This is a genomic window from Nocardioides sp. NPDC051685, assembly GCF_044453405.1.
GTDB lineage: Bacteria > Actinomycetota > Actinomycetes > Propionibacteriales > Nocardioidaceae > Nocardioides.
Map to the genome: position 1 here is coordinate 429537 of NZ_JBITCR010000003.1, position 13706 is coordinate 443242.

Genomic DNA, 13706 nt, shown 5'->3' on the forward strand with positions numbered 1-13706 from the left:
CGGGGACGGCTCAGCCGGCGAGCCAGCGGGTGCCCACCTCGTGCTCCTTCTCGAGCGCCTTCTTGAAGATCGAGAGGATCAGATCCTCCAGCTTTCCGCTGACCAGGGGCACATTCACGGTAGCGGTCAGGGTGACGGTCTCGACGGTCCCCGTGCCGTTCTCCGCCAGGCGCGCGGAGCCGGCGAGCGAGCCGGGCTTGCCAGGCAGGGTGAGCTTGAGGTCGCCGGAGGTGAAGTCGGCCGACCAGATCTCGTCCTGGTGCACCTCGATGGTGTCGCCGACGAACTTCTTCGCGAACCCCGGTACGCCGCTGACGGCCTGGGCGTAGCGGATGCTCACCGTCGACCCGGTGATCGCGACGCTCTTGGACAGCGCGTGCTGGGCGTCGCAGACCTGCTCGCGGAACGCCGCGTCGGCGAGCATCCCCGAGACGGCTGCGATCGGGGCGTCGTAGGCGAGGTCGACCGACAGCTTTTTGCTCATGCGACCACCTCCGTAGCGCAAGCGCCAGAATACGGACGTGGTCGCATGATGATTTCACCGTTCACTCGCTTGCGCTCGCTCATAGCCCCACATCATGACGCCTAGGTCGGCCAGAGTCACCAGTGATGCCGCCGAGAGAACCGACACATTCTTTGAGTATGCTCTTTACCGTGGGGTCGTCGGCCCGCCGCCGGCCTATGACTCACATCGGCGATTCCTTTGGACGCGGCCGCCTATCCGGAGCCCTCCCGGGATACCGTGAGAGGTGTGTCAACGGAGACGCATATCAAACCTGTCCAAGCTCCGCAGAACGACCAGAAGTTCCGTCTGCCGAGCACCACCTACTTCCGCCACGTAGCCCCTGAGGAGCTCACCGGCCGCAGCGAGGCTGACCTCGCCGGTGCGGTGGGATCGCATCTGGCGTTGGCAGCGAGCCGCCCGCAGGGCACCGCCGCCGTGCGCATCCTCACCCCGACCACAGCCAACGACGGCTGGTCGGCCGGAGGCCGCAGCGTCGTCGAGATCGTCGTCGACGACATGCCCTACCTCGTGGACTCGGTCAAGACCGAGCTCTACCGCCGTGGCCTCGACGTCCATCTCGTCGTCCACCCCGTCATCGAGGTCACCCGTGACGTGACCGGTGCGCTCGAGGGGGTGAACGAAGGCGACATCAGCGAGTCGTGGATGCACATCGAGATCGACCGTCTCGCACCCGACGCCGCCAAGGAGATCGTCTCGGGCCTCGAGGGAGTCCTCGAGGACGTACGCGAGGTCGTCGAGGACGAGCCGCGGCTGCACCGCCGGCTGGCCGAGATCGCGGCCGGCCTGCGCTACACCCCGCCGAACAGCGTGCCGCGTGAGGAGGCCGCCGAGGCCGCCGAGCTGCTGGCCTGGCTGGCCGAGGACCACTTCCTGCTGACCGGCTATCGCGAATACCGCCTCGACGGCGACTACCTGCGCGGCCGCTCCGGCACCGGCCTCGGCATCCTGCGCGCCGACCCGCCGCAGTCCCCCGACCACGGCAAGATGCCGCCGAAGGTCGCCGCCCACGCCCGCGACAAGGTCATGCTCGTCCTGGCCAAGGCCAACTCCCGCTCGACCGTCGGGGAGCCCGCCTACCTCGACCACGTCGGCATCAAGATCTTCAACGGCGCCGGCGAGGTGATCGGCGAGCACCGCTTCCTCGGGCTCTTCACCACGAAGGCGGCCCGCGAGTCGGTGACCCGGATCCCGGTCGTCCGCGGCAAGGTCGCCGCGGTCCTCGACCACACCGGCTACGACCGCCGCAGCCACACCGGCAAGGCCATGCTCGACGCGATGGAGTCCTACCCGCGCGAGGAGCTCTTCCACGCCTCCACCGAGGAGCTGATGGACCTCGCCGAGGCCGCGCTCGGAGCGATCGAGCGGCGCATCCTGCGGGTGGCCGTCCGGCCCGACACGTACGGCCGCTACGTCTCGGTGCTCGTCTCGCTGCCGCGTGACCGCTACAACACGACGGTCCGCGAACGGTTCTCGAAGGTGCTCCTCGATGTCCTCGGCGGCACCGACCTGGAGTTCACCGTACGCATCAGCGAGTCGACCACCGCCCGGGTGCACTTCGTGGTGCATGGCACCACCGAGTCGCTGGGGAAGGCCCTGGACACCCCGGGGCTGGTCGACAGCCTCGAGTCGCGGCTGCGCAAGGCCGCCCGGAGCTGGCGCGACGACCTGGTCAGCGCGGTCATCGCCCACGCCGGCGAGGACGGCGCGGCCCGGCTCTCGCACGTGCTCGACGCGTTCCCGGAGGCCTACAAGGAGGACTTCGACGCCGACACCGGCGCCGCCGACCTGACCCGCCTGGAACTGCTCTCGCACCAGGGCGAGGCGGTCGACTTCTCGTTCTACAAGGACCCGGAGAGCCCCGGCGGATTCCGGATCAAGATCTACCGCACCGGCGGCCCGCTCTCGCTGTCCCTGATGCTCCCGATCCTGTCCTCGTTCGGCTTCGAGGTCACCGACGAGCGGCCCTACGACCTCGAGGGCGTCGGCACCTCCGGGTCGGAGGAGTGGTTCATCTACGACTTCGGCCTCGCCTACTCCGGCACGCCGGTCGGCACGCCCACCCAGCTGGTCGCCGCGCTCCACCAGGCCTGGTCCGGGCGCAGCGAGATCGACACCCTGAACGCGCTCGTCCTGGCGGGACTCGACCACGGTCAGGTCACCATGCTGCGTGCCTACGGCCGCTACCTGCGCCAGGCCGGCACCCCGAGCTCGTTCTTCTCGATCAGCAACGCGCTGTGCACCAACCCGGGCATCGCCCGGCAGATCGTGGAGCTGTTCGAGACCCGGTTCGACCCCTCGCTCACCACGCGTGACGAGACGAAGCGGGCCGAGGCGATCATCGAGGCTCTCGATGACGTGGCGAGCCTGGACCAGGACCGGATCCTGCGCAGCTACGTCACCACGATCCTGGCGACGACGCGGACGAACTACTACCGGAGGCGCAACTACCTCTCGTTCAAGTTCGACCCGCAGCAGATGCCCGACCTGCCGCTGCCGCGGCCGGCGTACGAGATCTTCGTCTACTCGCCCGACGTCGAGGGCGTGCACCTGCGTTTCGACGCGGTGGCCCGTGGCGGTCTGCGCTGGAGCGACCGGCGCGACGACTTCCGCACCGAGGTGCTCGGCCTGGCGAAGGCGCAGCAGGTCAAGAACACCGTGATCGTGCCGGGTGGCGCGAAGGGTGGCTTCGTCCCCAAGGGCGTGGCCGGTCCGGACGCCTACGTCACATTCCTGCGTGGCCTCCTCGACGTCACCGACAACCGGGTGGACGGCCGTGTCGTGCCGCCGGCCGACGTGGTGCGCCACGACGCCGACGACTCCTACCTGGTCGTCGCCGCCGACAAGGGCACCGCGACCTTCTCCGACCTGGCCAACTCGGTCGCGGCGGAGTACGACTTCTGGCTCGGCGACGCGTTCGCCTCCGGCGGCTCGGCGGGCTACGACCACAAGGCGATGGGCATCACCTCGCGTGGCGCCTGGGTCTCGGTGCAGCACCACTTCAAGCGGCTCGGCATCGACCCGCAGACCGATGAGATCACCGCGGTCGGCGTCGGGGACATGTCCGGCGACGTCTTCGGCAACGGCATGCTGCGGTCGGACCGCATCCGGCTCGTGGCCGCCTTCGACCACCGGCACATCTTCATCGACCCCACGCCCGACGCGGCGGTGGGTTTCCAGGAGCGGAAGCGGCTCTTCGAGATGCCCAGGTCGACCTGGGAGTCCTACGACACCTCACTGATCTCGGCGGGCGGCGGCGTGTGGTCGCGGCAGCTGAAGTGGGTGCCGATCAGCCCCGAGGTGCGCGCGGCGCTCGGTCTGGCGACCGACGTCAAGCGACTGACGCCGCAGGAGCTGATCAGTGCGATCCTGCGGGCGCCCGTCGACCTGCTGTGGAACGGCGGGATCGGGACGTACGTCAAGGCGTCGGGCGAGACCGACGCCGACGCCGGCGACCACGCCAACGACGGGGTCCGGGTGGACGCCGCCGAGCTGCGGGTGCGGGTCGTCGGTGAGGGCGGCAACCTGGGCATCACCCAGGCCGGCCGCGTCGAGTTCGCCCGCAAGGGTGGGCTGATCAACACCGACGCGATCGACAACTCCGCCGGCGTCGACACCTCCGACCACGAGGTCAACCTCAAGATCCTGCTGGACCGAGAGGTACGCGCGGGCTCGCTGACGCTGGCTGCCCGTGACGAGCTCCTCGAGGAGATGACCGACGAGGTCGCCGCGCTGGTCCTCGCCGACAACGAGGCCCACAACGTGACCCTGACCCGGGCGGTGGCCTCCGCGCCGCAGCTCCTGGAGGCTCACGAGCGCCAGATCGCGGAGTGGGTCACCGACGGCGTGCTCGACCGTGATGTGGAGGGCCTGCCGTCCTCGACCGAGGTCGCTCGCCGGCTGGAGGCGGGGGAGGGGCTGACCGCCCCCGAGCTGGCCGTCGTGCTCGCCTGGACCAAGATCGAGCGTGGGCGCGAGATGGTCGCGGAGGGCCTGCCCGACCCGGCCGAGGACCCGGAGATGACGCAGCGCCTGGTGGCCTACTTCCCGACCGCGATCCGCGAGCGGTTCCCCGAGGCCATCGTCGATCACCCGCTGCGGCGGGAGATCTGGGCGACCTCGGTGATCAACGAGGAGGTCAACCTCGCCTTCGGGCGGCTCGACGCGCCGTCACGGTGAGCACGGTGCCGGCGAGCATGAGCGAGACACCGAGCGCGGCGAAGACCCACGACGGGCCGCCAGTCTCGGGCAGCGAGCTCTGAGGTGAGATTTCCGTCGGCGGTCCTGGGTTCGGGGCCGCCGGCGGATTCTCATTTCCGCCCGGGGCCGGAGCGACGGTGGGATCGGGTGTCGGGTCCGGTGTCGGTGTCGGGTCCGGGGTGGGGGTCGGCGTGGTGACCTTCTCCACCTGGAAGTCCTGTCCGCCCCGGATCTCGCCGGCCGAGGTGATCGTGACCGTACGCGACCTCTCACCCACCACGCGCATCCCGTCGGGCGCGGTGACGGTGATGGTGTAGTCGCCCGGCGGGAGGTCCTCGACGAAGTAGTTGCCCGCGTCGTCGGTGGTGGCGGTGACAGGCCCGTCGGGCCCGTCGACGGTGATGGTGACGCCGGCGACGGGGTCTCCGGTGGAGGCGTCGGTGACCCGGCCACCGATCGCCCCGGGACGGGTGAGGTCGAAGTCGACGCCGGTCACGTCGCTCGAGCCGACGGTCACCGGCTGCGTGGTGGCACCCGAGTAGCCCTCGGGCGCGGTGATCTCGGCGGTGTAGTCGCCGGGCGGCACGTCGTCGAGCACGTAGTTGCCGTCACCGTCGGTGACGGTCGTGATCGGGTCGCCGCCTCCGGCGGGCACCAGCCGCACCTGGACGCCGCCGAGGCCTTCGCCGCCTCCGGTGACCCGCCCGGAGACGGCGGCCAGCTGGTTCACCACGAAGTCCTGGTCGGTGACCGGGCCGTCGACGATGGTGATGCCGGAGCGGGTGGTGCCGTCCGGGCCGGCCGTGTAGCCCTCCGGGACCGTCAGCGTCACGGAGTAGCCCGTGCCGACCTGGTTGTCGTCGAAGAGATAGCTGCCGTCGGCGCCGGTGGTCGTGGTCGCGATGGTTCCGTCGGGACGGGTGAGCGTCACGGTCGCGCCGGGCACGGGGGCACCGGCGTCGTCACGTACGGTCCCGGTGATCTCGTAGGGGATCACCTGCCGCACCTCGAAGTCGGCCCGCGAGGCGGGATCGCCGTCGTTGCCGCGGTTGCTGACCGTCGCCTCGGTCTGGCCGACGGTGGCGCAGCCCTCGGGGTGGGTGAGCTGGACGGTGTAGCCGTCCTGGGTGGCGAACTCGCCGAAGGAGTAGGAGCCGTCGGGGGCCGGGCTCGTGGTCGCCAGCTCCTCGCCCAACGGCGAGACGAGGGTGAGCACCGAGTCCTCGACCGGGCACGACCCGGAGGTGGACACGTCGGCGACCGTGCCGCCGATCGGACGTGCCCGGCTGACGAACCAGGTCTGGTAGACCGGGAAGCCGGCGCGACGGGTGAAGACGAAGGTCAGGCTGGTCAGCCGGATGTCGGGCTCGTACCAGCCGCTGGCGCCGTTGGTGTCGGTCGCGGTCGGGTTGCCGGTCAGGGTCGAGGTGGCCGGGTTCCAGGTGGGCTGGTCGGCACTGCCGGCGTAGTTGAAGGACCCCTGGAACCACGAGGAGATCTCCGCGGCCGAGACCGCGTCACCGTTCTCGTCGGTCGCCCGGACCTGGACCTGGTCGGAGTCGACGTCACCGAGCACGAACGCCCAACCCGTGTCGGGGGTGGGGTTGTCGAAGGTGTAGGTCGTGGTCGACGGGTCGTTAGGGGTGTCGGCCTTGGGCCGCAGGTTGATGTAGGCCGAGCCACGGCTCGAGCCGTATTTCGCTCCGGGAGGGGTGCCCGCGTCGAGGAAGGTGGAGGCGCCGCTGGGGAGGGCGACGTTGGCGCGGGAGTCGCTGGCCATCTGCGCCTTCGGGAAGCCGGCCGACCGCTGGGTCATCGTCGTGGAGTAGTCGTTCGACGTCCCGGAGATGGGCGCCCACTGGGCCCAGGAGTCGGTCATCGCGTGAGCCGGTGCCGGCGACAGCACCGTGACGAACACTCCGGCCAGAAGTACCAACGCCAGGCAGGCCCGGTTGAACATGGGAGGGGATCCTTTGCTTCCGAGGAGCAAAACGTTGTGTTGGGGGACTTAGGAAGGCTATCCGAGCGGGAGCCGACTTTTGCGCTCTGAATCTTGCGTGTGGCGGAGGTTGGCGTCGTTCGACGTCGCGGGCTGCCACTCCGTGGGGCGCGGGATCGAGCGGACCGACCGGGCCAGCGTGGGGATCAGGGCTGCCGCGGCGGTCATCGCCGTCACCGCCAGGACCGCGGTGGTGCCGTCGACGATGGCGAGCAGTGCCCCGGCGAGTGCGGGCGCGAGCGGGATCGTGAGCATCGCGACGAACTGCGCGGCCGCCTGGACCCTTCCGATCAGCTCCTGCGGCGTCGTCGCCATCCGGTACGCGGCGATGCCGGCGTTGCCTGCCGGGTTGAGGAAGAGCCCCGCCGACGCGGCCAGAGCCATCACCGCCGGGTGCGTCCAGAAGGCCAGAGGGATCGAGAGCGGCACGAAGCTCCAGGCGACGAGGATGGTGAGCCGTCCGGTGGGCAGCCGGTCGATCAGCCAGGGCGCGGCCACCGCTCCGAGGATCCCGCAGGCGCCGATGGCGGCCTCGGCCAGCCCGATCTGCCAGGCCGGGAAACCGGCCTCGACCAGCCGCAACAGGGCGAGGAAGAAGAGCGCGTTGATGGCGAGGTTGGCGGCGGGGCCGAAGAAGAGCAGCGTACGCAGGAACGGCTCTCGCCAGCTGTAGCCCAACCCCGCGAGCAGGTCGGCCAGCGGCTTCCGCGCGGTGTCCGGCGCGGGGGCCGGGGGCGCCGACAGGTCGGCACGGACCCGGGCGAGGAGCAGCCACCCGGCGGCGTACGCGAAAGCGTTGCCGGCGAACGGTGCCCACCGGGACAGGCCGAGCAGGACGCCGCCCAGGGGGCCGCCGAGCAGGCCGGCGATGTGTTGGCGGGCCTGCTGCTGGGAGAGCGCCGTGGGCAGGTCCTCGGCCGGGACCACCGATCTGATCGCCGAGTTCTCGGCGGGCACGAACAGGCCGTTGAGGACTCCGGTGAGCAGCGCGACCAGAAGCAGGTGGGGGAGGGTGAGCGATCCGAGAAGCCCGGCGACGGCCAGCGAGGCGTACAGCGCCGCTCCGGACCCGTGCGCGAACCGCATGATCCGCAGCCGGTGCCGTCGGTCGGCGATCACCCCGGCGGGCAGCAGCATGCCGACCATGCCGACGAGATGGGCGGCCTCGGCCGTGGCCGCCCAGAAGGCCGATCCGGTCATCACGTACGCCACCAGCGGCATCGCGAAGATGCTCACCCTGGTGCCGAGCTCGGCGACGGTGGCACCGACCCATAGGGCGGTGAAGTCATGGTTGCGGGCGAGCGCGCGGTAGGAGGTCATGGCAGCACCGTAGGATGCGCAACATATATTGCGCAATAGTTCTTGCGCACTAAAGGGTGCGCAATTCGGGTAGGGTGGTGCCATGGCCACCTACGACGACCCGCGGATCCTGCGCGCGATCGCCCACCCGACCCGCAACCGCGTGCTGAACGAGCTGTCCGCGGCCGGCTCCCTCCGTGCCGCGGACATCGCCAAGCGCACCGGCATCCCGGCCAACCAGGCCAGCTTCCACCTCCGACAGCTGGCGAAGTACGGCCTGGTCGAGGTCGCTCCCGACGCCGGCCGCGACAAGCGCGACCGCGTCTGGCGGCTCGTCGACGACGACATGACCTTCAGCCCCAGGAAGATCGTCGAGCAGCCCGGAGGAGAGGCCGCCTACAAGGTGTTCCAGCGCAGCTCGGTCGCCTGGGGCCATCACCTGGTCGACCAGGCCTTCCAGATCAGGGAGGAGGCCGATCCGGCCAAGCGGATCGTCGCCGAGTCGTCCCTGCGGCTCACCAAGGACGATGCCGAGCAGCTGCAGCGAGACCTGAACGAGGTCGTCGCCCGCTACCGGGACGCCGGTAGGCAGGCCTCCGAGGAGGAGATGGAGCTCTACTCCGTCTACCAGCTCATCCAGCCCATGCCGGAGCTCGCCGGCGAGGACGACCCGGCCTAGGACGAGGGCGGATGTGGGTTTCGTCTCAACTCCCTCCGCCCGCAGGCCTGCTACTCGCGAGTCACCAGCGCGTTGGTTTACCGTCCAAATCGCGCCCAGCCCAGGACGCCAGTAGGGAGATAGACGAACGATGAGCACGAGCCAGATCGCCGAGAAGCGCGAGGTGCGCGAAGCCAACCGAGTCGAAGGTCATAACGCCAGGTCCTGGCTGCTGGTCTCCGCGATGCGTACCGAGATCTTCGACGACGCACAGCTGAGCCGCGCGGACCAGATCATCCTCGACATGGAGGACGCGATCGACACCTCGCTCAAGGAGCAGGCCCGCGAGAACGTGACCGGCTGGCTGAAGGGCGGCGGCCGGGCATGGGTACGCATCAACGACTGGACCACCGAGGACTGGAGCGAGGACCTCGCGGCGCTGGCCGGGATCGAGACGCTCGCCGGGGTGATGCTCGCGAAGACCGAGTCGCCGGACCAGGTGACCGACACGTTCCAGCGGCTCGGCGGGTCGACCCCGGTGATCCCGCTGCTCGAGTCGGCGCTGGGCATCGAGGACGCCGCCACGATCGCCCGCGCCCGCGGTGCATACCGGCTCGCGTTCGGCTCCGGCGACTACCGCCGCGACACGGGTGCGGAGAACGACCCCCTCGCCATGGCCTACCCGCGCACCAAGCTCGTCCTCGCCTCGCGGATCGGCAACCTCCCCGGCCCGATCGACGGCCCCACGGTCGGCAGCAGCCACCCGCTGCTCCGCGAGCAGGGCGCCGACGGCGTCGCGATGGGTATGACCGGCAAGCTCTGCCTCGACCTCGAGCAGCCCGCCGTGATCAACGAGTCGTTCAGCCCGTCCCCGTCGGACGTGACCTGGGCCTACGAGTTCCTGCACAAGTTCGAGGAGGGCGGCCGAGTCATCCGCGACGGCAGCGACAAGCCGCGCCTGGCTCGTGCCGAGACGATCAAGCGCCGTGCGGAGCTGTTCAAGATCAAGCCGGACACCTACGGCGACCCCGTCTCGGGCCCGAGCGTCTACTGACATCTGGCCGAGTCGGCTCGTCATGACGAGCCGACTCGGTGCGGAATCTGGTCACGATGGGCCGACTCGGCACACCTCGGCTAGCGTTGAGACCGTGGATCTGCAGCAGCGCATCAGTGACCGTGCCGGCGAGATTCTGCTTTTCGCCGTCACCCCGCCGAGGGTGACGACGGATCCCGAGCGGGTGCAGCAGATCGCGGAGATCACGCTCGAGCGCATCCGGCCGCTCGAGGTCGACGGGCTGATCCTCTACGACATCGACGACGAGTCCGACCGCAATCCGGAGGAGCGGCCGTTCCCGTTCGTACGCACCCTCGACCCCGCCGAGTTCCTCGAGCGCAACCTCGCCGGCCTCGATGTGCCGGCCGTCGTCTACCGCGCCACCGGGAAGTACGACGAGGCGGCGCTGCGCGACTGGGTCAAGACCCAGGACCCGGCCCAGGCGCTGTCGGTCTTCGTCGGCGCCTCCTCGGGTGAGAAGCGCGTCGCCACCAGCCTGCGCCGCGCCCAGGAGATCCGGAGGGAGATCAACCCCGACCTGCTCCTCGGCGCCGTCGCGATCCCCGAGCGACACACGGCCAAGGGCGACGAGCACCTTCGGCTGATCGCCAAGCAGGAGGCGGGCTGCTCCTACTTCGTGAGCCAGGTCGTCTACGACGTCAACGCCGCCAAGAACCTCGTCTCCGACTACCGCTACGAGTGCGAGAACCGCGGCCTGCAGCCCGTCCCGATCGTGTTCACCTTCTCCGTGTGCGGGTCGATGAAGACCCTGGAGTTCCTCCGCTGGCTCGGTGTCGACGTCCCGCGCTGGATCGAGAACGAGCTGCGCCACGCCACCGACACCCTCGACGCCTCGCTCGAGCAGGCCGAGGCGACCGCGATCGAGCTGATGTCCTTCTGCCGCCAGCTGGGCGTGCCGTTCGGCATCAACATCGAGTCCGTCTCGATCCGCAAGGTCGAGATCGAGGCCTCCGTACGTCTCGCCGAACGGCTCCGGGGGAAGCTGGCGCGCTGACCTGGTGGGATGTTCGTCTAGGTATGCAGCCGAACCGTCGCTTCCCGTGCGGAGCTCCGCGCGGGAAGCGACGGTTGCTCTGCGTACCTAGACGAACAGACTCACAGCCCCGTACGCATCGCCCACAGCTCGGGGAACAGGATGATGTCGAGCTGCTTGCGCAGGTAGGAGACGCCTGAGGTCCCACCGGTGCCGGGCTTGAAGCCGATGATCCGCTCGACGGTGGTCACGTGCCGGAAGCGCCAGACCCGGAAGGTGGTCTCCAGGTCGGTGAGCTCCTCGCCGAGCTCGTAGAGGTCCCAGTGCTTCTCGGGATCGCGGTAGACCTCGCCCCAGGCGGCCTCGACGGCCTCGGAGGCGGCGTACTCCTGCTTCCAGTCCCGGTCGAGATGGTCGGCCGGGATGTCGAAGCCGCGCCGGGCCAGCAGCCGCAGGGACTCGTCGTAGAGCGAAGGACGGCCGTACGCAGCGAGCACGTCCTGCTCGTGCGGCCGTCCCTCGTGCACCCGGAGCGTGTAGGCCGCCTTGTTGCCGAGCGCGAACTCGATGCAGCGGTACTGCCACGACTGGAAGCCCGAGCCGGTCGCGAGGTAGGGACGGAACTTGTCGTACTCGGTCGGGGTCAGTGTCGAGAGGACGTCCCAGGCGTGCACGAGCTGCTCCATGATCCGCGAGACCCGGGCCAGGCCCTTGAACGCCGGGCGCACCGCATCCTCGGCGAGGAGCCGCTGCGCCTCGGTCAGCTCGTGCAGCGCGAGCTTCATCCACAGCTCCATCGCCTGGTGCTGCACGATGAAGAGCATCTCGTTGTGGTCGCCCGAGAGCGGGTGCTGCGCGCCGAGCACCTCCGGGAGGTGGAGGTAGTCGGAGTAGTCCATCGGAAGGTCCTGCGTGGTGCTCATGTCACTGCTCCTCGGGTCCAGAAGCGCTCGTCGCGCCATTCGTCGTCGTCCATCACCGAGACCAGGTGGTCGACGGCATCCCAGACGTCGACGTAGCGGGTGTAGAGCGGGGTGACGCCGAAGCGCAGGATGTCGGGCTGTGTTGAATTCTCAGGCCCGGCTCGGAAGTCACCGATCACACCCCGCGCGATGAGCGCCTGCACGATCGCGTACGCCCCGTCGTCGCCGATGCTCAGCGACAGCTGGCTGCCGCGCTGCGCGTCATCGAGGGGCGACTCGATCGTGAACGCGGGAAGCCGGGACGCGACGAGGTCGGCGAAGAGCCGGGTCAGCGCGAGCGACTTCTCCCGGAGAGCCGGCAGGCCGCCGTAGGGCTCGGCCGCGAGCAGCGTGTCGACGCCGCACTCCAAGGCGGAGATGCCGATGACGGCCGGGGTGCCCGACAGGTAGCGGGAGACCCCCTCGGCCGGCCGGTAGGTCGGCGACATCTCGAACGGGGCCGCGTGGCCCATCCAGCCCGACAGCGGCTGCTCGAAGCGGTCGACGTGACGCGGGTTGACCCACAGGAACGCCGGCGATCCGGGGCCGCCGTTGAGGAACTTGTAGCCGCAGCCGATCGCGAAGTCGGCGTCGGCACCACGGAGGTCGACCGGCACCGCGCCGGCGGAGTGGCACAGGTCCCAGACCGCGAGCACGCCGTGCTCGTGGGCGGCGGCCGTCACCGCGGCCATCGAGTGCAGGTAGCCGGTGCGGTAGTTGACCTCGGTCAGCATCAGCACCGCGGTCTGCTCCAGCAGCCCCTCGATCTCGTCGGGGGAGTCGACCAGCACCAGCTCGTAGCCGCGGTCGCGACACAGCGAGGAGGCGATGTAGAGGTCGGTCGGGAAGTTGCTGCGCTCGCTGACCACGATCCTGCGATCGGGGGAGTCGGCAGCGGCGATCGAGAGTGCCGAGGCGAGCACCTTGTAGACGTTGAGCGAGGTCGAGTCGGCGACCACGACCTCGCCCTGATCTGCGCCGATGATCTGTGCGACCTTGTCACCGACACGCTGCGGCAGGGTGATCCAAGAGGCGGTGTTCCACGACTCGATCAGCCCCTGCCCCCACTCCTGGGTGACCACCTCGGCCACCCGGCCGGCGGTGGCGCGGGGGAGCGCGCCGAGCGAGTTGCCGTCGAGGTAGATCGTCTTCTCGGGCAGCTCGAAGAGGTCCCGCAGCGGAGCCAGCGGGTCGGCCCGGTCGAGAGCGACGGCGTCGTCGCGGTTCATTCGGCAGTCTCCTTGATCGGCCTGAGCACGGCCCGCACAGGTGCGGCGTCAGCGGTGGTGAGCTTGAGGGGGAGGGCGATCAGCTCGTAGTCGCCCGCAGGCACCTCGTCGAGCAGCAGGTTCTCCAGGATGCGTACGTCATGACGGTGGGTCGCGAAGTGCGCCGGCAGGTCCTTGGAGGTGGACGGGTCCAGGCTGGCCGCGTCGGTGCCGACCAGCCGGACCCCGTGCCCGGCCAGGAGCTCGATCAGCGCAGGGTCGATCGCGCAGAAGTCGTCGTCCCAGGTCGTCGGCTGGGTGACGTACGTCCGGAACAGCACGCGCGGCGGCAGGTCGGTGACGTCGACGTCGTCGACGGTGACCAGCGGGCGCACCCCGGAGACGTCGATCACCCGGCACGGACCGAGGAACGGCTCCAGCGGCATCTCGCCGGCGGGCGTGCCGTCGTCGGTGAAGTGCAGCGGAGCGTCCGCGTGCGCGCCGACGTGGGCCGACAGGGTCAGCTCGGCGACGTTGACCGGGCAGCCGGGGCCGATCCGGAACGTCCAGCCGACCTCGGTCGCGTGGTCACCAGGGAAGACCGGCGAGTCGACGTGAACGGGTGGTGAGATGTCCCACAGTTGCGCCATGTTCCGCAGCCTAGACGACCCGATTTTCCGTCGACTCGGCGCGTCGTGACAGGTCATCCCGTCGAGTCGGCACATCGTGACCGATCATCCCGCCGAGTCGGCGCGTCATGACGAGCCGACTCGGCGCGGGAGTTGGTGAGGACGAGCCGACTCGGCGCT

General features: G+C 69.7%; 10 protein-coding genes. 4 read left to right on the forward strand and 6 right to left on the reverse strand.

Features of this window, described 5'->3' with window-relative positions; translation table 11 throughout:
- Window positions 1–10 precede the first annotated feature (10 nt).
- On the reverse strand, window positions 11–484 hold the full coding sequence (locus ACIA03_RS12170) for a DUF2505 domain-containing protein (protein ID WP_396982641.1): 474 nt from the start codon (window positions 482–484) through the stop codon (window positions 11–13).
- A gap of 267 nt (window positions 485–751) precedes the next feature.
- On the opposite strand from ACIA03_RS12170, the gene ACIA03_RS12175 reads away from it, so the two are divergent.
- Entirely contained in the window at window positions 752–4702 is a 3951-nt protein-coding gene (locus ACIA03_RS12175; RefSeq protein ID WP_396982643.1) for an NAD-glutamate dehydrogenase, read from the forward strand.
- Here the strand turns inward: ACIA03_RS12175 and ACIA03_RS12180 are convergent.
- Complete coding sequence (locus ACIA03_RS12180; RefSeq protein WP_396982645.1) at window positions 4662–6683, reverse strand: collagen binding domain-containing protein; 2022 nt, start codon at window positions 6681–6683, stop codon at window positions 4662–4664. The two genes, ACIA03_RS12175 and ACIA03_RS12180, sit on opposite strands and share 41 nt — an antisense overlap.
- A 57-nt stretch (window positions 6684–6740) precedes the next feature.
- Window positions 6741–8042, reverse strand: a complete 1302-nt coding sequence (locus ACIA03_RS12185) for an MFS transporter (protein ID WP_396982647.1) — start codon at window positions 8040–8042, stop codon at window positions 6741–6743.
- Between the two features lie 82 nt (window positions 8043–8124).
- On the opposite strand from ACIA03_RS12185, the gene ACIA03_RS12190 reads away from it, so the two are divergent.
- The 3 genes from ACIA03_RS12190 to ACIA03_RS12200 all read left to right on the forward strand — a co-directional run bounded on the left by ACIA03_RS12190 (window position 8125) and on the right by ACIA03_RS12200 (window position 10748).
- Window positions 8125–8700, forward strand: coding sequence for an ArsR/SmtB family transcription factor (locus ACIA03_RS12190; protein WP_396982649.1), 576 nt, complete (start codon window positions 8125–8127; stop codon window positions 8698–8700).
- 130 nt (window positions 8701–8830) lie between these two features.
- Complete coding sequence (locus ACIA03_RS12195) at window positions 8831–9733, forward strand: CoA ester lyase (RefSeq protein ID WP_222118433.1); 903 nt, start codon at window positions 8831–8833, stop codon at window positions 9731–9733.
- 94 nt (window positions 9734–9827) lie between these two features.
- Entirely contained in the window at window positions 9828–10748 is a 921-nt protein-coding gene (locus ACIA03_RS12200) for a methylenetetrahydrofolate reductase (protein WP_396982652.1), read from the forward strand.
- A gap of 101 nt (window positions 10749–10849) precedes the next feature.
- On the opposite strand, the gene kynA is transcribed toward ACIA03_RS12200, so the two are convergent.
- From kynA to kynB, 3 genes are read right to left on the reverse strand one after another with little or no spacing between them, the layout of a single operon-like run.
- Window positions 10850–11650, reverse strand: a complete 801-nt coding sequence (kynA, locus tag ACIA03_RS12205; protein ID WP_396982654.1) for a tryptophan 2,3-dioxygenase — start codon at window positions 11648–11650, stop codon at window positions 10850–10852.
- Complete coding sequence (gene kynU, locus ACIA03_RS12210; protein ID WP_396982656.1) at window positions 11647–12918, reverse strand: kynureninase; 1272 nt, start codon at window positions 12916–12918, stop codon at window positions 11647–11649. The genes kynA and kynU overlap by 4 nt, the downstream gene beginning before the upstream one ends.
- Window positions 12915–13547: an arylformamidase gene (gene kynB / locus ACIA03_RS12215; protein ID WP_396982658.1), complete on the reverse strand. Its 633-nt coding sequence runs from the start codon at window positions 13545–13547 to the stop codon at window positions 12915–12917. The genes kynU and kynB overlap by 4 nt, the downstream gene beginning before the upstream one ends.
- Between the last annotated feature and the right edge of the window lie 159 nt (window positions 13548–13706).

Coding starts and splice junctions, on each gene's coding strand:
- ACIA03_RS12170 (WP_396982641.1), bottom strand. CDS start 484: ATGAGCAAAAAGCTGTCGGTCGACCTCGCCTACGACGCCCCGATCGCA.
- kynU (WP_396982656.1), bottom strand. CDS start 12,918: ATGAACCGCGACGACGCCGTCGCTCTCGACCGGGCCGACCCGCTGGCT.
- ACIA03_RS12190 (WP_396982649.1), top strand. CDS start 8,125: ATGGCCACCTACGACGACCCGCGGATCCTGCGCGCGATCGCCCACCCG.
- ACIA03_RS12195 (WP_222118433.1), top strand. CDS start 8,831: ATGAGCACGAGCCAGATCGCCGAGAAGCGCGAGGTGCGCGAAGCCAAC.
- kynB (WP_396982658.1), bottom strand. CDS start 13,547: ATGGCGCAACTGTGGGACATCTCACCACCCGTTCACGTCGACTCGCCG.
- ACIA03_RS12185 (WP_396982647.1), bottom strand. CDS start 8,042: ATGACCTCCTACCGCGCGCTCGCCCGCAACCATGACTTCACCGCCCTA.
- ACIA03_RS12180 (WP_396982645.1), bottom strand. CDS start 6,683: ATGTTCAACCGGGCCTGCCTGGCGTTGGTACTTCTGGCCGGAGTGTTC.
- kynA (WP_396982654.1), bottom strand. CDS start 11,650: ATGAGCACCACGCAGGACCTTCCGATGGACTACTCCGACTACCTCCAC.